The sequence below is a fragment of the Lysinibacillus sp. RS11 genome, assembly GCF_042019215.1.
GTDB classification, from domain to species: domain Bacteria; phylum Bacillota; class Bacilli; order Bacillales_A; family Planococcaceae; genus Lysinibacillus; species Lysinibacillus xylanilyticus_A.
In genome coordinates, this window is the sequence record NZ_CP168124.1 from 1,403,721 (window position 1) to 1,423,847 (window position 20,127).

A 20,127-nucleotide genomic window follows, 5' to 3' on the forward strand; every position below is an offset into this window, starting at 1 on the left:
GGACTTTTCTAATAAGTTATAGTGATACTTATACGAAATTGCTAAAAAATGAGGTGCGCATATGATTTTAATAAGCTCCTGCTTAGCAGGATTAAAGGTACGTTATAACGGAACAGATAGTTTAGATGAAAGAATTCAACAGCTTGTGTTAGAAAATAAGGCGGTAACTGTGTGCCCTGAACTTATGGGCGGTTTTTCGACGCCTCGTGTGCCAGCAGAAATAGTTGGCGGAGATGGTGAAGACGTTCTTGTTGGAAAAGCGAGAGTGATTGGAAAATCTGGCAGTGATGTAACGGAGCTTTATTTAAAAGGTGCATATGCAACATTACAGAAAGCACTTGAACTAGGTGCAACTAAGGTTATATTAAAAGAGTATAGTCCATCCTGTGGCAGTGCAATGATTTACAATGGAGATTTCAATGGGACAAAATTAGTTGGCGTAGGCGTAACTACCGCTTTGCTCAGAAGAAATAATATTGAGGTCTTTTCTGAAGAAGATTTTTTCTCAGATATCAAATAATTTTATCATTGTAAAGTTATGAAAAGTTGAATTCCTTTCGATACAAAAAGGAATTCATTTTTCTTGTTTTATACTCTTATCTGTTCTTTGCTAAAAATTTTCGCTCTGTTTGATGCTAATTTTCTTAAAGAGCGCCCAGATGAATCGAGTTGGGGAATCATCCGTCAACTCGATTTAGAATACGTCTGAGAGCTAGTTTAACTTCTTTCAGCATAAGTCTTCCATCAGTTAACTTATTGAAAATCTAGAAAATTTGGTTCCTCAGGATAATATAAATCCTTGCGTAAGCAGACATCCCGATGTGTGAGGGTTTCGCCTTTAAATCGAATCCAAATCTCATCATCTGCCATGACACCGTGTGTTTTTCGCACGATGCCCCAGCGATTATAGGCTTGCATATCTAGTGAAGCCAGTAATTCTTTTGCGTTGACCCGAGTAGGGGGGAAGGTTCGCCATTTTAGCCAACGCTCCAGTTCTTCTAAGGTTATATGCCCCTCCATCGTCGGTGAAAATTGCTTGTTAAAATCTTCAATATAGTTAATGACATACGGTGTGCCACCATCAGTCGGTTTTAACTCAACATTTGCAATAATGTCATCCATCCACATCACGTCAAAAGTCATGTAATCAATCAATAGATTCACTTCCTTCTATGAATAAATGTTTCAAAACTGGATCACGCAACTGTGAAAGTAATACGTCCTTAGCACGTCCAAAATCGTACGGTGATTGATCGATTGCCGCTACTAATTTCTCCTTATCAATAAAGGGTGGTCCTTCGTAAAGAGCAAGTTGTTTTGTAAAAGATGAATTCAGTGGTTTTGCCTTTACTTTTCGCTTTAAAATCGTTAAAGGTTTGCCGGATGGATAGTCTTTTTCATCGGATAATAGGCTAAGCCCGTTATCGAAAATAGGCGCCAGCTCCCATGTTTTTTCTTTTGGATCGTATAAAAATAAAATGTTATTTGTATGCAGATCTTCATTTAGAATAAGGGCATCAAAAGCGAATAGCTGTGCAATCTGTTGATGTACAACGAGTCCTGTATACTGCTCAACCTGCGCCATTAATTGCTCGAATTTTTCTTTAGTAGAAAGTGTTTTGTTATTTGTAATAGGGTCAGTAGAGCTGAAATTTGCTTCAAACAAGCGCTCAAGTGTCACTTCCTGTTTTGTACCACGAAAGTCGAGTGAAGAGCAGCCTTCAAATTGTTCACCGTCAGCCAACTGAATGATACATGGCTGATAGACGACATATTTAGAACGATCAAGAGTTGAGCATTCAAGAATGAGGGAAGCTAATACTTCTGCTTGCCCTTCATAACCTCGTGCATTTTGTTTGACCCACTTGTTGCCGATACGCCATTTCGATTGATCGCCTTTACTAGAGGTGCTAACAATATGTTCAGCGTCGATAGGAATAGGAACTGTTTCCATGTCATCACAACCAATCTAGTTTGAATTTCTTTTATTATATATTGCCCTCATCATTTAACGCACGAAAAATTGCCCAGCCAGTATTGTTTGAAACGTCGATCCAATTTACTGTTTGCAAATTCTGACATACCGTATTTAAATAACCTTCGTCTTCTATAATCAGCACTTTAGCTTTTTTAACATAAAATGTCTCTCTTTCTTTAGAAATCTTATTTCCTTTTTCGATTTGACAGGAGGAAGAACAACGCTATAACTAGGCTTGCATAGATAAATATCCAAGCAAACTGCGAATAAAAGTTGTTCGGTATTGTTTTTATAGAATCCTCTGAACTCATCATTTCCAATGACAGGTGGACGGGTGGAAGTAGCCAAATCAGTCCCTTTATCTGAAGAATCGACTCTTTTAAGGTAGCGATCACAACAGAAACAATTAAGATGCTAAGAACACCCCACCAAGTATTTTGATTGTTTTTGACGAGTTCTCTTGTAAAGATAGCTGAAAGTGCAATGGCTAGTACAGATAAACTAAAATGTGATAGGAATCCTAGTAATTGATGTATAAATCTTGGCTCTTCTTCAAAGGCACCGATTAGAGTAGGGTAGATTACGGATACACAGCTTAGGCCTAAACCAATGAGGCCACAGATTATAAAAACTCCTAAATTGTACTGTTTTCGACTTTTTGCATGAAGCGTGGTAATTACTTTTTGCTCTTCATCTTCTGCGTGAAATAGTGTGATTGTAAACCATCCCATTAGAAAGAAGAGAATGATAGCTGTAAACGAATAGCTATCTAAAATTGGATTGGGGACAAAGGTATAGTTTACAACAAGACATAAAATGAAAATTGAAAAGGGTGGAACATATTTATAGGTTCTTAAATAATTGATAAATTGATAGCGTAATAAACTAGTCATGTCGGCGTCTATTCTTCCTCATTAAAAATGGGTATAGAATTGTTCCTCCTTTTCATTTATCGGAATTAATTGTTTAATTGCGGCTTTTTTATGTAGTAGCTCTAATAATACTGGGTCTGTATCCTGTGCTTTAATAAAGGTGATTACCTCAAAACAACCGTTGTTTAATAGATTTTGTTGTTGAATTTCAAGAATAGGTAATAGGTTATCAACTAATTCCTCACTTGAAATTTCAAAAATTAATTTATTTTTCGATGTCTTCCTCTTATGTGTCGAATCACTTTGAATAACTTTGTTATTTTGAATAACAAGGACGGTATCAACAAGATGTTGAAGTAATTTTGTTTCATGACATGTTAAAACGATACTTAACCTTCTGTCCTTTAAAATAGAGAGGGTTTCTTCTAAATCGCTCTGTGCTTTAGGATCGAGTCCTGACAATGGTTCATCTAAGATTAGCAGATCTGTATCTTCAAGCATTGCCTGCATGATCATAACCTTTTGCTTCATACCCTTGGAAAAATGATCAATCCGGATATTCCGTGCATCCTGTAAATGAAATAATTCAAGTAAGTCATTTATTCTTTGCTGTAGTTGTTTTTTGGTCATACCTCGAATGCTGCCCATATGATAAAGATATTCTTCAGGTGTAAACAAAATATGTGAAGGCGTCACTTCTGGCACATATCCAATTTTTAATGATTGTCGATGTTTCACAATGGAACCACTGTCAGCATCGACCAATTCTGCAATGATCTTTAGAAGGGTACTCTTACCTGAGCCATTCTTTCCTACAAGAGCTATTATTTGATTGGCACAAATAGAAAATGTAGCATTCTCTAAAATTTGCTTACCTCTATACTGTTTAGAGATGTTCTGGATTTCCATAATCGTATTCATCATTACACACCTTTATTTTTTTGCTTTCTTATTCTAAATCACTGTTATTTCTATTTATGTATACTTACGATGTACAAAGTCCAAGACCAGTAACTGTAAATTTAGTATAGATGAATATTAGTTCTATTGCTAATGAAAATTGGTGTAATTTTCTAATTTTGGTTAGTTTACAAAAAGGGTCTGCCCAATTTGAGCAGACCCTTTTGATTATAATGATCGATATTTTTTAAGACTTACAATATTTAATGTAATAAACACAAGAGCGAAGGAAGTGAGAATGGCTAAGTCTGAGAAAATGTCACTAAAGGAATAACCTTTATACATAACCCCATTCAACGCGTCAGCGGCATAGTAAAGTGGCATGATTCGACCTATATTTTGTAGCCACTCAACCATATTATCGAGTGGGAAAATACCTGAAAAGAAAATTTGCGGTACAATGACAAGCGGAATAAATTGCATCATTTGAAACTCTGAAGCAGCAAAGCTTGATAAGAGAGCTCCTAATGATAATGAAACAAGTGCGACGATAATATTGATTAGTAGAACGAGCCAAATTGAACCAACGTGTACGATATCCAGGACATAAATCCCGAATAATACAATAATAGTCGTTTGAAGTAAGGCAAATAAACCATAACCAATCATATAGCCAGCAACTATTTCAGAACGTTTAATCGGCGTAGCTAGTAAACGTTCCAGTGTCCCTGAAGTTCGTTCTTTTAACAAAGCTATACCTGTGATTAAAAAGACGAAGAAGAAAACAAAGAAACCTATAAGCATCGGGCTAAAAATATCAAAAATAGCGGTATTTTCATCGCCATATACATAGTCAGTCGTCAACTTCATCTTAGAAGATTGCTCTGGCTGTAAAACCTGAGAAAGCTTCATTTTTAAAGCCTTGGCGGTAGACGGATCATCATTTAATAATGTGAGCTTTAATTGAGATTGATTGAAAGCTAACCAGCCATCATATTTTTCTTCTTTTAGACTGGCAATAGTAAAATCATTGTTTTCGATGACATGGAAATCCGCAGCTTCAAGTTTTTCAATTAGCTGTACAGGTCCATTTGAAACAACTAGTGTTACTTCAGGTTCATCACTGTTAAACACAAAATACATTAGCGAAAGTACAAGAAGTGGTGCGAAAAATAATAGGGCAAGTGTACGTTTATCACGAACCATTTGCTGAATAATTCTTGTAACAATTGCGCCGATTCTCATAGTGCTTCACCTCCAGCTTTTAAAAATACTTCATCAAAATCTTTTGCTTGATAATGAGCTTTCAAATCATGAGGTGTTCCATGTGCGATGATCCGCCCATTGCGTAGCATAGCCAACTGGTCGCAGCGCTCTGCTTCATCCATTGCATGTGTCGTTACTAAAATGGTTTTATGCTCATCGTTTTTTAATCGAATTAATTCCTGCCATATTTCTTTTTTTAATACTGGATCAATACCAACAGTTGGCTCATCTAAAATCAGCAGCTTTGGATTTTGGATAAGAGCAATTGCAAGGGACAATCTCCGTTTCATCCCTCCAGAATAATTCAATACCTTACTATTTAAATCATCCGTTAAATGAACAAGGCTTGCAGCATAATTGACACGCTCAGCACGCTCTTTTTTTGATAATCGATAAAGCTTAGCAAAAAAATGAAGGTTTTCTTCACCGGTTAAATCCAAATACAGTGCATCCGATTGTGCCATATAGCCGATATCCGTCAGTAATTGCTTATGAAGGACGATAAAATCTAATACTTGAATATTGCCGTTATCGGGTTTGATCATTCCCATGATCATTTTAATTAACGTCGTTTTCCCACAGCCTGAAGGACCAAGTAAGCCAATAAGCTGTCCCTTTGGAATTTCTAAGGAAAGCGGGGCAATTACTTGTTTTTGATGAAACTTTTTTTCAATGGAGTTTAGTGAAATTGCGTTGTTTCCCATTTATTTATCGCTCCTTTTACTGAACATAGTGTTGATACCTGAAATTTTAAGGCAGTGTATTGGGAATTACAATAAACAAACAAATAAAAAGTGTTAAGTGATTTTGGATTACTACGTTTTCGAGCCAGGTGAAATTAATCCTCCTAACCTAAACAAAAATGGGATAAGCGCTAACAAACTAATACTTACTAGAATCGTTGAAAATAGTAGCTCTGTCCATCCAATTAAATGAGTCTCGAACATCCTATGAATGATTAGGGAGTTGATTGGAATATTAAGTAGTAATGCTGTTACAAGTCCAGGTGCATATTTTTTCATGACTATTGTTACTAGAAGATGCGGAAAAATAGCATTGATCATCATCGCGCCTAAAAACCCAACGAAAAACCATTTCGCAAAATTAGATTGGGGCAAAAAGATAAAGAAAAATGCCGATAAATAAGCTAAAGCTGTAATCACAAACACTGCGAAATGAAATTCATTTGGCGTCACAGCTTTTTGAAACTTTGAATCGTGCTGTGACCATTGAGGTAACCATATAGCTTCTTCAATATTGTGTAGGGTAATGGCTAAACAAAAGAAAATTGCTAAAGCTTCCATAAATTTCTCTCTCCTTTACTGAACACAGTGTTGATACTAATAAAATTTTACGTTAGCATATTGGCTATTACAATGAACAAGTTGGTATAAAGTGTCAATAGAACGGAGGGTATACATGTCTATCCATAAAATGATGAATTTTGAAACAAAGTCAGCTATAAAAAATGCATTAATTATACAAATAGAAGAGGTAGGCTTTGAACGAGTAACCGTTAAAAATCTGGCTTCTACTGCAAACATTAATCGAGGAACGTTTTATTTACATTATAAGGATAAGTTTGAAGTAATGGAGGATTTGCAGCAGGAGCTATTAAATGAACTAGAAAGTTATGTTAAACATGTGCAACCATTAGAAGCCTTTCACATATTAAAAACGGGGCAGCTATATCAACCATTTGTTGAAGTCATTACATGCATTAAAGAGCATGCTACAGCTTTTCGAGTTATCTTAGGGGAGCAGGGAAGCCCAGCATTTAGCAAAAGGATGAAGGAAGTATTTAGTAATCAAATATTAGACAGACTATCCGTTATTGGAGAGGAATTACAAGATTCAGGTTTCCAGCAATATTTAAAGGCTTTTCTAGCTTCTGCAATTTTGGGAGTTATTCAGGAGTGGTTAGACAGAGGAAATGAGGATGTAAGTGTGGAGGAATTGGCAACAATTCATTCCCGTTTAGTGCTGTTTATTTGTAATTTAACGTCTACGCAGTATTGAATGTTAACACAGGTTTCACGTGTATTAGCAATAAAAATCTGCTTGTTCAGAGAAAGCAAGCAGATTTTTACATTATAAATACAAATCCCTTTTAACAAAAACACGAATAGCCAACATATAACATAGCATCCCGATTAAAAATAATGCTCCTAGCATCCATATGGACGAGCTATCTTGAGCCATTAATTTTTCTGGGTCAAACAACGAATAAATAGTGAAGTACTGAAGCTTTTCTAAAGAGCCCCCCATATTGCCAAGCGCCTCAATTAAGTAAAACAGTATGGGCACTCCGGTACTATACGCGTAAGAAGTTCTTAAATCCTTGCTACTGCACGAAACAAGAAAACAGTAGCCACTAATGGCAAAGTGTAAGAAAAAAAGACCGATATTTAATGTCAGGAAAGCAGTGATATCCAATTCATTTGGAAATAAAATCTCGGAAAATATGATTGTAGCCAAAGTTGTCGTCGAGAGAAGTATAAAGATGCTAGCAACTAAAAAGAAAGCTTGTGTAAAGACGATTTTAAAACGTGTATTCGGTGTTGCAATTAAGTATGCCATGGAACCATTATCGATATAGCCCATTATGAGCTTATTTGCTAACATGATCATGAAAACTAACGGAAGAATTAGTAATAAAAATCCATACAGATAGGTAGATAAAAACTCAATTAATGAATCACCTATATTACTCATACCAAAAGCCGCCATCATTTCGGGCATCGTTGCAGTAAGTTGTTTAAGGGTATTGCTCATTTCAGGGTTATACATATAGACAATACTAATGATATATAGCATTAATACAGCGAGTATAATACAAAATAGTTTTACAGTAGCTAGCATTTCATGTTTTAGCAAAGTAAAGTTCATGATTCTGTACCTCCTTTTTCGTAGTAATGCATGAATATATCTTCAAGAGATTGAGAAATCACATCAAGGTCAAGAATTTGATAGTTTGCTAATGTTGGAAGCAATGTTTGGACATTACCTTGAACTTTTACAATGGCTTTTGTTGGCCCGATTTTTTCAATTTTAAATGGTTCTTCTAGGAAACGAGATAGCTCCTGCTCGTTGTGAAATTCGATTAAAAACTTTTTTGATTTGCGTTTTTTTAAGTCAGCAATTGTTTCGGTTGCAACAATCTTCCCAGCATTAATTATGCCTACACGGTCACAAGTTTTTTCGATCTCTTCAATCATATGAGAGGACATGAAGATCGTCGTTCCTTTTTCTTTTTCAGCTAAAATAAATTCAATAAATTTTGTTTGCATTAGAGGGTCTAATCCACTTGTTGGTTCATCTAGAATGACGATTTCAGGGTTATGCATAAACGCACAAACTAAGCCAACTTTTTGTTTCATCCCTTTTGACATTTTTTTTATAAGCCCTGTAGCATTTAATTCAAAGTATTGCATGAGTTCGTGTGCTCTTGTTAAATCGTGTAATCCTCGCATTTGCGCAATAAATTTAATAAATTGTTGACCCGTCATTTTATCAATAAAAGCTATTTCACCTGGTAAATAGCCAATAAATTTTTGTATTTCAGCCGTAGATTGACGACAATCTAATCCTTTAATGAAACAACGTCCTTCTGTCGGTTGTAAAAAGCCCATTAAATGCCGGATTGTTGTAGATTTACCCGCACCGTTTGGACCTAAAAATCCGAATACTTCACCTTTATTAATTTGTAAGTCCACCTTTTGTATGCTATAAAATTCTCCAAATTTTTTAGTCAAATTATTGACCTCAATCATTGTCATACAATTCACCTCTTTGTGTTTTTGTATACTAATTGCTTTAAAAATTGAAAATAATCGTTTGCTTCCTCCATGCATTGTTCTAAAAGTTGGTTAAAGGCCTCACTGTTATCTATATTACTTTTTAATTGTTCTTCATATCGATGACTTATTCCATCCGTAACCCACCGAATGGTATCTATTGCTTTTTTACTATCTATATTTTTATGAAACAAATCGTAATCAATTCCTGCAAACACACTTTCATAGGAACTATTTTGTAAAGTTAAATTAGATTGATCGAGCTCACTTCTTACTTCTAAACTTGTTTCGATATACGTTTTTTTAAGGAAATCAAATAAAGTATGGTACTGCTTAATTAATTCCAATTTTATTTTCATGATTTGTTCATAGCGTTTAAATATGTCAGGTTCTTCAAAATCTAAGCGGCTATTGATTGCATCAATGAAAATCGTTGTAACGTATTCATATAAGTAAAGATATAAATTTTTTTTACTACCAAAATAGTGATACAAAATACCTTTTGAAATTTTGGCATCTTTAATGATCTTATTTGTTGAAGCAGTATCGTAATTATTGATGGAAAATTCTTTGAGTGCTGAGTTAATAATTTTATGTTGTTTTTCAACCTCTAAATTAAGGAATGTTTGATACAAGTTTTTTCTCCCTTCAGTTTATTTTTAACATGATTATATATGAGTTGACCAATGTGGTCAATTTAAGATATGGATATTTTTTCAAAGGGATTAGGGAATGATCAAGTGAATTTTAGGATGAGGTGCCTTGTGTGTAACAGATAAGGGAGAGTGGGAAGGAAAAAATTGTGTTATTCTTCTAAAATAAGGAGAAATGCAGAAGGGGTGATGAGTCCTGTAGTTGAAGTAAACAATTTTCGATACAATGTTTTTCGGGTACAAATGGGTAATCGAGACCCCTCAGGGAGGGTTAAAAGTAATCGTCACTTCCATTGACAACACCTTCGTGACCTACAGCATGTTACCCTGAGGAGGCTCGTTATTTTCCCACGAAAAACTTCTGACTGGAACCAAATGTCCACTAGGTCAAAGGTTTTTAAGTATTTAAAGAATGATAATTTGGAAAAAATTATGTGATTTATAAAGAACAGGTATTTAATTCCCATAATAATTATGCAGTGCTACTTCTAAACGTTCTTCCAGGTGCTTCGAAATATAGCTCAACACAAATTGCTCTTTTTCCATCTCAATTTGTGAGGAGCGGAAAATTTTTGTAAAGAAACTTACCTTGTTTTGCGTAGAAAATTGCTGTAATGCTTCTGTCCGCAATGTCGATACAATTTCATTTTCAATATGACGTTCACGAATTTTTTGGACAATATCCTTCACGCTATCCTCTTGCAGCTCTGAAATTTGCCTTTGTAAATTTTCGTTTTCTTCTTTAAGTTCAGCTGTTTCCTTTTGAATTTCTTCAACTTGAAGACTAGATTCGGAGGATAGTAATTGAAATTTTTGCGCAAGAAAATCTTGATTAATCGTTACTTGTAATGCCCCATGCTCTTCAGTTGGAAAGATATTGAAGAGTCCTGTTTGTATCATTTGCTGTAGCACGTTTCCAAGAACATCGACTTTGTTGGTTAAATCATCAGTACCTAAAGTTGTCGCAGTTATTTGATGGTTAATGAGTTGAGCATGATCATCAAGGCCAAGTAAAAGCTTCAAACCTTTAACGCGGTGTTCATCCTTTAATAGTAATATCATACGAAGTCTTAAAATGGCAGGAAGATTCAAACGAATATTGGTGTTTGGGCTATTCACAGCACTATCAAAAATATACTGTTCAAATGGTTTAATGTAATAACGAAGCTTCGCATCAGTTATTTCAAACCAGCCAGCGACATCTGAAGTAGAATAATAATTTGATTCCTCAATATGCGCTAAATAGTCGTCATTATAAAGTGTTTCTTCTAGAGGCGGCGTATTTTGTATAACGACAAATAATGGGTCATGTTGCACAATTCTGAGTACCATTTCTTTTGCATCATTTACTTTAAGCATCCTTTCACACCCCACTTTATTTTTCCGTAAATGTATCTATATAGGTTTCTATTCCATTGGAAGCAATTGTATGCCTATTTTCTTGAGGAAAATATTATTAGAACTAGTGACCTTTTATGACTCTTAAGAAAAAGTTAAGAAATTCCCTCGCAATTCTTTAAGAAATGCTCGGTATATTTAAAACATTCAAATATTACTCATGAGCGGGGAGAAAAATGGAATGCAATTTATAACGTTTCTTACTGAATTTATAAAAAATCCAAAAAATATAGGCGCGATTTCACCTAGTTCTAAAAAGTTAGCAAAAAAAATGGTTGAAACGATTTGCTTTGAAAAAGCCCAATGTATTGTTGAACTAGGCCCAGGCACTGGCTCCTTTACAAAAGAACTAATGAAAAGAAAAGAGAAGACTACGAAGCTAATTCTTATTGAATATAATGAGATTTTTTGTGAAAGGCTCCGTCAACAATTTGAGCATGAGCCAAGTGTAATTGTTATACATGGATCAGCTGAGGATTTATGCATGTATATGGCAGCATTAAATATCGAAAAAATTGACTATGTCGTATCTGGGTTACCTTTTACATCGTTGAATCCAGCCGTTTCATCACGAATTTTACATAATGTAAAGGATTGCTTAGAGGATGGAGAATTTATTACATTCCAATATTCGCTTGTAAGAAAATCCTTTATTCAACAATTTTTTGAGAACATTTCACATGAAAAAATGTGGGTTAATTTTCCGCCAGCTTATGTGTTGAGCTGTAAACTAGGAAATAAGAGGGCTAGTTAATGGGGTTACAGGATCTTTTATCATTTATTGAGCAGTATGGTTATTTTGCTTTATTTTTTAGCTTATGGCTAGGAATCGTGGGTATGCCGCTTCCTGATGAGATGATCGTTATGAGTGGTGGATTTCTATCTTCATTAGAAAAAATGAGTGTGATTAAAGCATTTATATTAACGTATTTAGGTGTAGTGTCAGGACTTTCTTTAGGATATATCCTAGGTAAAGTATTTGGTCATAAAATACTTGATAAATTGGTGAAGAAGAAAAATGCTAAACATTTATTGAAATCAAAAGAACTAATAGAAAGGTTCGGGCATTTTGCTTTAGTCGTAAGCTATTTTATACCATTTGTAAGACATATCATTCCATACTTAGTGGGTATGAATAACATGTCATTTAAAAAATATGCGATGTATTCCTACACAACAGGTTTTGTTTGGACATTGATCTACTTTACACTTGGTTTGTTCTTTGGAAAACATATGGAATATATTTCTGCGCTAGCTACGAGATATGGAATATATTTTGGGGTTTTCGTCGCTATTGTAGGGTGTTTTTATTATTTTTATATACGAAAATTAAAAAAATAGTTAAAATTAGGAACGGAAATTATTGTAAAGGAAATAGTTTGACAGGTAAAAAGCGCCCAGTCGGAACGGAAATCAACCCCACGTTATGGTGATGAGCCTGGTTAACACATTGGATAGTTTAATATATTTTATAATTGGTGGGATTAGATGAATAAAGAAACAATTCTTATTGTGGATGATGAAAAAGAGATTAGAAATCTTATTGCTATTTATTTAAAAAACGAAGGCTTTGATGTACTAGAAGCTAGTGATGGAGAAGAAGGCCTTAATCTTTTAACGAAACATAAAGTACATTTAATTGTTCTAGATATTATGATGCCGAATGTAGATGGTATTGAGATGTGTATGAAAGTAAGGGAAAAAGCCGAGATGCCAATTATTATGTTGTCCGCAAAATCACAGGATATGGATAAGATTACTGGATTAACTTTAGGGGCAGACGACTATGTAACAAAGCCATTTAACCCATTAGAGCTAATTGCGCGCATTAAATCTCAGCTTCGTAGATACATCAAAATGAATCGACTAGATACGATGAACGAAAATGAAATAGAAATCGGTGATATGCGAATTAATACTGCCACACATGAAGTAGTCGTTAATAATGAAAAAGTAAAGCTGACGCCAAGGGAGTTTTCAGTACTTGAATTACTCGCAAGAAATCAAGGAATGGTCATGAGTGCTGAGCAAATTTATGAAAGGGTTTGGAAGGAAGAAGCTATACAGTCTGAAAATACGGTCATGGTACATATCCGTAAAATTCGAGAAAGAATTGAGACAAATCCAAGAAATCCTCAGTATATTAAAACCGTATGGGGAGTAGGTTATAAAATTGAGAAAGATCATTAAGCCATTTAAATACTTACTTAACAAACTTAAAGTGCTTATTGTCACTGCTATTACAAAAGTTCGGCAAAGCATTAGAATTCAATTATTGACGACTTTAGTTCTTTGCGCATTTTTGGGCTTACTTGGAGCAAGAGCCGCACTTTCGTTTGCTTTGAATATCGACCAAACAGTAACGATTGATTATAGTCAAGGAATGCAGGAAATAAATGATCAAGCGAAGCGTGCCGCAGATCTAGCTAGCAATGATAATAATTTAGAAGCTATACAGCAAATGATTGAAACCGAAAATTTTAAATTTGAAATGAAACAGAGTACATTAAAAGTAATAGTTACTGATGAGAACGGAAAGGTTTTATACAAAACAACGCAAGTGGAAGAGGAACAAATCAATTTGCATTATAAGATTCGGACTGTAATGGATTTTGCGATTAATCATCCACTCTATAATTATGAGATACCAGCAATCGAGCAATTGAGGCAAGAATTCGTTGCATTTTATCCTTTAACTATAGAAGATAAAAACCTATATTTATTTGTCAGTGGTATTCCCGAGGGTATGGTTATCGCAAGTTCGAATGACGGCCTTATCCCATTATTTAGTGCAATTATTGTATTTACCTTTTCATTCTTCTATATAACAAAACGAAAAATGAAACAAATTGAGTCGTTGGCAGAGGGGGTTAAGGAAATCGCAAAAGGAGATTTAACTTATCGAATTGAAAAAAAAGGGATAGATGAAATAGCTTTATTAACAGAGAACGTCAATCATATGGCCGAAGCAATTATGACGAATATAGAGATGGAACGAAGGATTGAAAAACAAAAAAATGAATTAATTACTAATGTTTCGCATGACCTACGAACACCACTTACTTCGATTATGGGCTATTTACGATTGTTAAGAGATGAGAGGTATGACACGAAGGAGCAGTATGATGAGTATTTAAAGATTGCTTTTTCAAAATCTGAACAATTAAAAAACCTAATTGATGATTTATTTGAGTATACGAAGCTAACGAATGAAAGCATTGTCCTTGTGCAACAAGAGGTATGTATCAATGAGCTTCTCGATCAATTAATTGAGGAGTTAATCCCGCAGGCAGAGGAAAACCATCGTTCATTTACAAAAATTTTCTCTGAGGAGCGGATCTTTACTACGGTTGATTCCGAAAAAATTGTCAGAGTTTTTGATAATTTATTAATGAATGCCATTAAATATAGTACAGGTGACGGTAAGATTTTTGTTTCTCTTGAAAGACAAGAGGGCAATGTTCAAATCTGTGTTGCAAATGAAAGTGATGAATTTACATCCGAAGAGCTAATGAACTTATTTGAGCGATTTTATAAAAAAGATCAGTCTAGAACAAGCGTAGCGGAAGGTTCAGGACTTGGACTTGCTATTGCAAAGAGTATAGTAGAACTACATGGTGGTAAAATTGATGCAAAATATGCAGATCACTTGCTGAAGTTTTTCATTGAATTACCTGTTACACCTGCTGAATAGTGATCGTGTGATTGGTCAACGTATTGTTAGTAAGCATGTCTTGGATATTAGTTAAAATATATGTGTCTTTTATTAGTATTTGAATTTCTGTTTGTTTGTACTGTCGTTGGAATTCAAAAATATATTCGATTATTATTTGTAAGTTTACACGGTTTTTAATTTCCACCTCGACAAAAAACGGTAATGTTAGTTCGGGAAGTTTTGTACTGCCACCGCGACGAATCCAAATTGCTTCATTGACGTAATAACGTATAGGTAGTTGACGATTACTGGCGATAAATATATCCATTTAATACTCCTTTGTATAAACCGATTTAATAAAAGCCTATAGGAAATTAGATTAATCGTCAAAGGATATACTGCATGGAAAATATGTGGAAGTCTTGTCAGCTGAACTACTAAGTGATGGTAGAATTTAAAAAAATGGCAATTAAGCAAGCCTAGGAAACTTGTAGAAACAATAATTACTCAAAAAGAGAGCTGTTCAATGTTGAATAGCTCTTTTTTGAGTGTTGGGTAGCCCTCAAACTGATGAAAAGTCGTATTCATCGATCGTCTCTAAAAAATATGTAAGTGCAGGTGATTGCACTTCGTCATTTCGGTAAATAAACCAAGTAGGTATTTGAGCCTAGTATTGGTCAAAACAGTTAAATTATGTCCCGTTTACGAAAACTTCTCAAACCATAAACTAGTAAAGTGATAAAAGTTCCACCTAATAGTGTATAAAATAAGAAATAAGATTGAATAGGTGATTCGTCCTTAGGTGACATTGCTAACATTGGCAGTGTCCATGGATAAATCTGGCCTAATGGTGTGCTGGCAACAATAATCGCTGGAAGTGTAAAAACAATACTGATGGCCAATGGTATGCCAAATGTTTTAGCTCTTATGGAAATAATTAAATGCAAAAGAATTAAAGGTAGACACGCTATAATACCGTTAATTATATACCCCAATATTGTAAAGATCGGAAGGGTGTCTTTGATTCCTTTAATATAACCAAATCCAATAAAAAAGATTAATAAAATTAACATTGTAATGATTACCATATGGACCACTGTAATAAATTTACCTAGGAAGACGACCGAGTGTTTAACTGGTAATACTAGTAGTTGTTTCCATCCACCTCCCGCATGTTCACTTCTACAAATTAGTGCTGAATATATTCCTACTAAGATTGGTAATACAAAAGGTCCCATAAATAATGCGGCTTGTGTCCACACTTCTATCCAAGCATTATCTCCAGGTTGCATTAGGAGATCATAGTTTTTAAAGAAATTAATATAAGCTAATGCCACACCTAATATAGGACCAATAAAGTAAAGTAACCATAAATTGGAGCGTTTTAACTTTAATCGTTCAACAAATAAGATATTTTTCAAAATTAGCCCTCCCTTATTGGACATTCCGTTTGGCAAAATGCATGGATCCGATAAAAAACAGGATGATACCTAATATTAGATTTACAACAAGAAATGCCGATAAATCTGGGTTATATCCTATTCCCTCATACTGCAATATAACCGTTGATGATTGAATTGGATAGGCAATTGGTAACCATCTAGTCGTTTGAGCAGCTGCTAAAAACAGACCCATAATAGAGGAAACGGATCCGATAAGAATAGAGAAGGCCTGATTTTTAATGCTCATAGATAGCCAAAATTGAAAAGCCATAATTGGTAATACTGTAATTAACATACCGTAACAATCGCCTATCAATAAACTCCAAGGAATATCCCCTTCAAATGATAGTACCTTTCCTAAAAAAACTATGCCAATCAGAAAAATAGTAGTGGATAGGAATAGACTAATTGTTAGCCAAGTAAATTTACTCAAATAAATTTTCCCTCTTGCTATAGGCATTGTAAGGGTTTGTTTCCATCCATTAGCTTGATGTTCAATATTTGCAATCACTGATGCAGCTAGTGTAACGGCTAATGGAAAACCTAGACCAAATAACAAACTATTGTCATATATTAAATACATCCACATTGAGCCTGCGCCGAACATCTCAGCTTGTTTTTCCACAAACTCAGCGCGATAGGTGACATTCACCAACTCATATGCAATGATAAGTAACGGAACCAATGAAACAATAATTAATAACGAAGAACGTTTTAATTTGATTTTATCTGCCCATAAGATATTTTTCATAAGCTTTCCTCACTACCAATTAGTTCTAAGAAAATATCTTCAAGTGTTCTTTTTACTTCCTCAAGTCGATACACAGATAGTCCTGAGTGAACTAGAATGGAATTGATTTCTGAAACAAACTCTGGCTCTGTTTGGTGAAGCCACAAAAAATCTTTTTGCAAATCAGTCTTTAATCCTTTTCCTTTTAATAGTGTATTTGCTTCAACTAAATCACTAACTCCTACTTTTAATAACGGTTTTCTTTTTCGTCTTAATTGCTCAATTGAATCTTGAAAAATCATTTTTCCGCAATTAATAATCCCAACTTGCGTAGCCATCTGGTCTATTTCACTTAATAAGTGACTAGATACAAGGACACTCATACCAGACTCAGGCAATTTTTTTATCAACTCTCTTATTTCTTGAATACCCGACGGATCCAAACCATTTGTCGGCTCATCTAAAATTAATAACTCCGGCTTGCTTAATAGTGCCGTAGCAATCCCAAGTCGCTGCTTCATTCCAAGTGAATATTCTTTTGTTAGTCGGTTCGCAGATTTAGTCAATCTTACTACATCCAATACTTCGTCAACGCTATTTTCTGGAAGATTTCTTAACCTACGAACAGCCTCTAAATTTTCACGTCCGGTTAAGTTCCCATAGAATGTTGGAGACTCCACTAATGATCCAATTCGTTGTAAAATTTGTAGCCGATCTTTTTTTAGACTTTGACCAAAAATTTCAATATTTCCCTTTGTCGGTTTTATTAAACCTAGTAACATTCGAATTGTTGTAGTTTTTCCAGCTCCATTAGGGCCAAGGAATCCATAAATTTGTCCACGTTCGATTTGTAAGTTTAATCCTTCGACAGATGTATGCCCTTTATACTTTTTGGTAAGCTCATTTGTCACCACTATTTGATTCTTCATCTATTTCCTCACCTCATTTCAATCGTATATGAAACTTAATGAACACGAATGAAACTCTTCTTAAACATTTGCTAAACGGCTAGTTCTATAATAATTATCTATTTTAATCAACCTACATGGAATGCTAAGGAATTCGTACTCTGATTTTTCGGAAAATTAAATGGAGTATTAATTCTTTTATTAACGACTTTTTATATTTATGTTTAAGGTAAAATAATAGTTGAGATAGAGAGGATGATATAGGTGACTTTTAAAATCGAGAATCATAAAATTCTGATGGTTGATGATGATCAGTACATTTTAGATTTATTAGTAACAGTCTTTGAAAAGGAAGGTTTTCAAAATATCTTAATCGCCACTAATGGAGCAGAAGCACTTTCTATAACAACTCAAAAAAAACCAGACATTATATTGTTAGATGTAATGTTACCTGATACAGACGGCTTTACTTTGTGCAATAAAATTCGTTTCGAGACAGATGTACCAGTACTGTTTCTTACAGCTAAAACTACCGATTTAGATAAATTACAGGGGTTTAGTTTTGGAGGAGACGACTATATTACAAAGCCTTTTAATCCATTAGAAGTCGTTGCTCGTGTAAAAGCACAATTAAAACGTTTTACTAAAATTCCGTCACAGTATGTAAGAAAACAGATTTACGATTTTGCCTATTTTTCTCTAGATCCCAATATGGGCAAACTTATTGTTAATGGCGAAAGAATAGAGTGTCCTACTCAGGAAATGAAACTTTTGCTCTATTTTTGCGAGCATCCCAACCGAATTTTAAGTAAACATCAAATCTATAAGGATGTATGGGGTGAAATATATGGTGGAGATAGTACAGTGATGGTACATGTGCGACGTTTACGTGAAAAAATAGAAAAAGATCCTAGTAGACCTAAATGGATAAAAACAATTCGAGGATTAGGCTATATTTTTGAAGTAGACACAAAAGAGGGCTTATTGTGAAATTAAAAAATCGTGTTGCCTATTTTTTCATTTCACGCCTTTTCTGGTTAATGTTTACTTGGAGCTTACTTATTGTAATAACCATTGTTTTTTTCAGTTTCTTTCTTGGACAAAATAAAACAGAAAGTGCACGATTAACGATTAGCAATGCTGTTGAACATACCAGTGTCGTAGATCAAAAACTTACAATAAGTTCTAAGATTAAAGATGCTTTATTAAAAAATAAAATGTGGATCCAAATATTAGATGAAAATGGCGATGAAATATTTTCCTTTAATAAACCCCAAAATATAAAAGAACATTATACTCCAGGAGAACTAGTTTCTGATTACCTGTATCCCGCAAAAAAAGGATATCAGCTGTCAACATGGTATAAAACTATTGATAGCCAAAATCTCACATGGGTTTTAGGTAAGCCGATGTCAAATAATAATCCGTTTTTCTATTGGGTAAATAATCTATGGATGCTCTCAATCATGATAATTGGAATACTACTTGCTTTATTTTTTGGAAGACAACTAGGTGCTCCTTTACTACATACTGTATCGTGGATTGAAAATCTATCTAATGAAAAATATGAAGAACCTTTTTCTAAATGGAAATTTAATCGAAAAAAACGGTGGAGAAATAAAACTAAATATAGTACGTATGAAGAATTGACGCAGGCTCTTTCCAATCTTACATCAACTCTTCAAAGAAATTCAGAAGAACGGGAGTTATTAGAAAAGACTAGGGAAGAATGGCTAACAGGAGTCTCACATGATCTTAAAACCCCCTTGTCTGTTATTAAAGGTTATATTGTTTTGTTATCTTCACGTGAATACGAATGGGAACAAGATAAGATACGTCAATTTTCCAGAATCATGGAGAATCGTGTAGAGTATATGGAACAATTAATTGAAGACTTCAACTTAACATTTCAATTAAAAAATGATTCTATTCCAATACAATTTGAACAAAATAATCTTGTAAATATTCTTAAAGATGTTCTAGAACAACTATATAGATTGCCTGAATCGAAAAATAAGATGTTTTCATTTGAATCAAGTAAGGAACAAATTATCCTTAATATGGATACAAGATACTTGAAGCGGGCATTTGAAAATTTAATTGCTAATTGTATTAAGCATAATCCCCCTGAAACCAACATTAAAATTTTCCTACATGAAGACTTGTCTTACCCAAGACAAATTCGTGTTGTAATTAAAGATGATGGAGTCGGTATGGATCAAGAAACGATTGAGCACTTATTTGATCGATATTACCGAGGAACTAGTGCATCATCTAATAATCAGGGAACAGGGTTAGGAATGGCAATTGCAAGACAAATTATTATAGCTCATGGGGGAGAGATTAACATAAAGAGTACACCGCAATTAGGAACTCAGTATAATATTACGTTCCCAATCGTGTGTACTAACCTTGAAAAAATTCCTGAATAATTTTGTCCATAAAACAAAACTATGAATCCTATTTATTAAAAATTAATTTTCCACGCTATAAAAAATATCCTCATTGGACGTAATCCAATGAGAATA

Annotated in this window: 23 protein-coding genes; 8 read left to right on the plus strand and 15 right to left on the minus strand. The window is 34.3% G+C overall.

All coding sequences use genetic code 11. From position 1 onward, the window contains the following. The first annotated feature begins 61 nt into the window (after nt 1-61). Nucleotides 62-520 (plus strand): DUF523 domain-containing protein, encoded by a 459-nt coding sequence (locus tag AB9L17_RS06840; RefSeq protein ID WP_068982952.1) that lies wholly within the window; start codon nt 62-64, stop codon nt 518-520. Between the two features lie 233 nt (nt 521-753). Here AB9L17_RS06840 and AB9L17_RS06845 read toward each other — a convergent pair whose 3' ends face one another. From AB9L17_RS06845 to AB9L17_RS06875, 7 genes are all read right to left on the minus strand, one after another. Next, a complete protein-coding gene (locus tag AB9L17_RS06845) occupies nt 754-1,155 on the minus strand; it encodes a hypothetical protein (protein ID WP_223553032.1) in 402 nt (133 codons plus the stop codon). Next, nucleotides 1,148-1,954: a hypothetical protein gene (locus tag AB9L17_RS06850; protein WP_068982950.1), complete on the minus strand. Its 807-nt coding sequence runs from the start codon at nt 1,952-1,954 to the stop codon at nt 1,148-1,150. The genes AB9L17_RS06845 and AB9L17_RS06850 overlap by 8 nt, the downstream gene beginning before the upstream one ends. Nucleotides 1,955-2,163: 209 nt before the next feature. Continuing rightward, complete coding sequence (locus AB9L17_RS06855) at nt 2,164-2,871, minus strand: ABC transporter permease (RefSeq protein WP_375200255.1); 708 nt, start codon at nt 2,869-2,871, stop codon at nt 2,164-2,166. A 21-nt stretch (nt 2,872-2,892) separates the two neighbouring features. Further along, the gene (locus AB9L17_RS06860; protein ID WP_375200256.1) at nt 2,893-3,774 is read right to left on the minus strand and encodes an ABC transporter ATP-binding protein; all 882 of its coding nucleotides are present in this window, start codon (nt 3,772-3,774) and stop codon (nt 2,893-2,895) included. 204 nt (nt 3,775-3,978) lie between these two features. Then, nucleotides 3,979-4,995 (minus strand): ABC transporter permease, encoded by a 1,017-nt coding sequence (locus AB9L17_RS06865; RefSeq protein WP_068982947.1) that lies wholly within the window; start codon nt 4,993-4,995, stop codon nt 3,979-3,981. Further along, nucleotides 4,992-5,720 (minus strand): ABC transporter ATP-binding protein, encoded by a 729-nt coding sequence (locus AB9L17_RS06870; RefSeq protein WP_375200257.1) that lies wholly within the window; start codon nt 5,718-5,720, stop codon nt 4,992-4,994. Before AB9L17_RS06870 ends, AB9L17_RS06865 begins: the two co-directional genes overlap by 4 nt. Nucleotides 5,721-5,831: 111 nt before the next feature. Further along, nucleotides 5,832-6,320, minus strand: coding sequence for an HXXEE domain-containing protein (locus AB9L17_RS06875; RefSeq protein WP_068982945.1), 489 nt, complete (start codon nt 6,318-6,320; stop codon nt 5,832-5,834). Nucleotides 6,321-6,435: 115 nt separating this feature from the next. Here AB9L17_RS06875 and AB9L17_RS06880 point away from each other — a divergent pair, with 115 nt between their 5' ends. Further along, a complete protein-coding gene (locus AB9L17_RS06880) occupies nt 6,436-7,035 on the plus strand; it encodes a TetR/AcrR family transcriptional regulator (RefSeq protein WP_068982944.1) in 600 nt (199 codons plus the stop codon). A 72-nt stretch (nt 7,036-7,107) separates the two neighbouring features. Here AB9L17_RS06880 and AB9L17_RS06885 read toward each other — a convergent pair whose 3' ends face one another. The 4 genes from AB9L17_RS06885 to AB9L17_RS06900 all read right to left on the minus strand — a co-directional run bounded on the left by AB9L17_RS06885 (nt 7,108) and on the right by AB9L17_RS06900 (nt 10,825). Further along, the gene (locus AB9L17_RS06885) at nt 7,108-7,905 is read right to left on the minus strand and encodes an ABC transporter permease (RefSeq protein WP_223553036.1); all 798 of its coding nucleotides are present in this window, start codon (nt 7,903-7,905) and stop codon (nt 7,108-7,110) included. Next, nucleotides 7,902-8,789, minus strand: coding sequence for an ABC transporter ATP-binding protein (locus tag AB9L17_RS06890; protein ID WP_217492391.1), 888 nt, complete (start codon nt 8,787-8,789; stop codon nt 7,902-7,904). Before AB9L17_RS06890 ends, AB9L17_RS06885 begins: the two co-directional genes overlap by 4 nt. A gap of 11 nt (nt 8,790-8,800) precedes the next feature. Beyond that, on the minus strand, nt 8,801-9,448 hold the full coding sequence (locus tag AB9L17_RS06895) for a TetR/AcrR family transcriptional regulator (RefSeq protein WP_068982941.1): 648 nt from the start codon (nt 9,446-9,448) through the stop codon (nt 8,801-8,803). 474 nt (nt 9,449-9,922) lie between these two features. Continuing rightward, on the minus strand, nt 9,923-10,825 hold the full coding sequence (locus AB9L17_RS06900) for a hypothetical protein (protein ID WP_375200258.1): 903 nt from the start codon (nt 10,823-10,825) through the stop codon (nt 9,923-9,925). A 220-nt stretch (nt 10,826-11,045) separates the two neighbouring features. On the opposite strand from AB9L17_RS06900, the gene AB9L17_RS06905 reads away from it, so the two are divergent. From AB9L17_RS06905 to AB9L17_RS06920, 4 genes are all read left to right on the plus strand, one after another. Continuing rightward, the gene (locus AB9L17_RS06905) at nt 11,046-11,618 is read left to right on the plus strand and encodes a class I SAM-dependent methyltransferase (RefSeq protein ID WP_375200259.1); all 573 of its coding nucleotides are present in this window, start codon (nt 11,046-11,048) and stop codon (nt 11,616-11,618) included. Continuing rightward, entirely contained in the window at nt 11,618-12,205 is a 588-nt protein-coding gene (locus tag AB9L17_RS06910) for a DedA family protein (RefSeq protein ID WP_068982938.1), read from the plus strand. The genes AB9L17_RS06905 and AB9L17_RS06910 overlap by 1 nt, the downstream gene beginning before the upstream one ends. 147 nt (nt 12,206-12,352) lie before the next feature. Then, complete coding sequence (locus tag AB9L17_RS06915; protein WP_375200260.1) at nt 12,353-13,054, plus strand: response regulator transcription factor; 702 nt, start codon at nt 12,353-12,355, stop codon at nt 13,052-13,054. Continuing rightward, nucleotides 13,038-14,558 (plus strand): sensor histidine kinase, encoded by a 1,521-nt coding sequence (locus tag AB9L17_RS06920; protein WP_375200261.1) that lies wholly within the window; start codon nt 13,038-13,040, stop codon nt 14,556-14,558. The genes AB9L17_RS06915 and AB9L17_RS06920 overlap by 17 nt, the downstream gene beginning before the upstream one ends. Here AB9L17_RS06920 and AB9L17_RS06925 read toward each other — a convergent pair. From AB9L17_RS06925 to AB9L17_RS06940, 4 genes are all read right to left on the minus strand, one after another. Next, nucleotides 14,542-14,847, minus strand: a complete 306-nt coding sequence (locus tag AB9L17_RS06925; RefSeq protein ID WP_375200262.1) for a hypothetical protein — start codon at nt 14,845-14,847, stop codon at nt 14,542-14,544. The two genes, AB9L17_RS06920 and AB9L17_RS06925, sit on opposite strands and share 17 nt — an antisense overlap. Before the next feature lie 358 nt (nt 14,848-15,205). Beyond that, complete coding sequence (locus tag AB9L17_RS06930; protein WP_068982934.1) at nt 15,206-15,940, minus strand: ABC transporter permease; 735 nt, start codon at nt 15,938-15,940, stop codon at nt 15,206-15,208. A 13-nt stretch (nt 15,941-15,953) separates the two neighbouring features. Continuing rightward, entirely contained in the window at nt 15,954-16,712 is a 759-nt protein-coding gene (locus AB9L17_RS06935) for an ABC transporter permease (RefSeq protein WP_375200263.1), read from the minus strand. Beyond that, complete coding sequence (locus AB9L17_RS06940) at nt 16,709-17,620, minus strand: ABC transporter ATP-binding protein (protein ID WP_375200264.1); 912 nt, start codon at nt 17,618-17,620, stop codon at nt 16,709-16,711. The genes AB9L17_RS06935 and AB9L17_RS06940 overlap by 4 nt, the downstream gene beginning before the upstream one ends. A 276-nt stretch (nt 17,621-17,896) precedes the next feature. On the opposite strand from AB9L17_RS06940, the gene AB9L17_RS06945 reads away from it, so the two are divergent. Both AB9L17_RS06945 and AB9L17_RS06950 read left to right on the plus strand, forming a co-directional pair. Then, entirely contained in the window at nt 17,897-18,589 is a 693-nt protein-coding gene (locus AB9L17_RS06945; RefSeq protein ID WP_263297390.1) for a response regulator transcription factor, read from the plus strand. Beyond that, entirely contained in the window at nt 18,586-20,031 is a 1,446-nt protein-coding gene (locus AB9L17_RS06950; protein ID WP_375200265.1) for a sensor histidine kinase, read from the plus strand. The genes AB9L17_RS06945 and AB9L17_RS06950 overlap by 4 nt, the downstream gene beginning before the upstream one ends. Nucleotides 20,032-20,127: the final 96 nt, after the last annotated feature.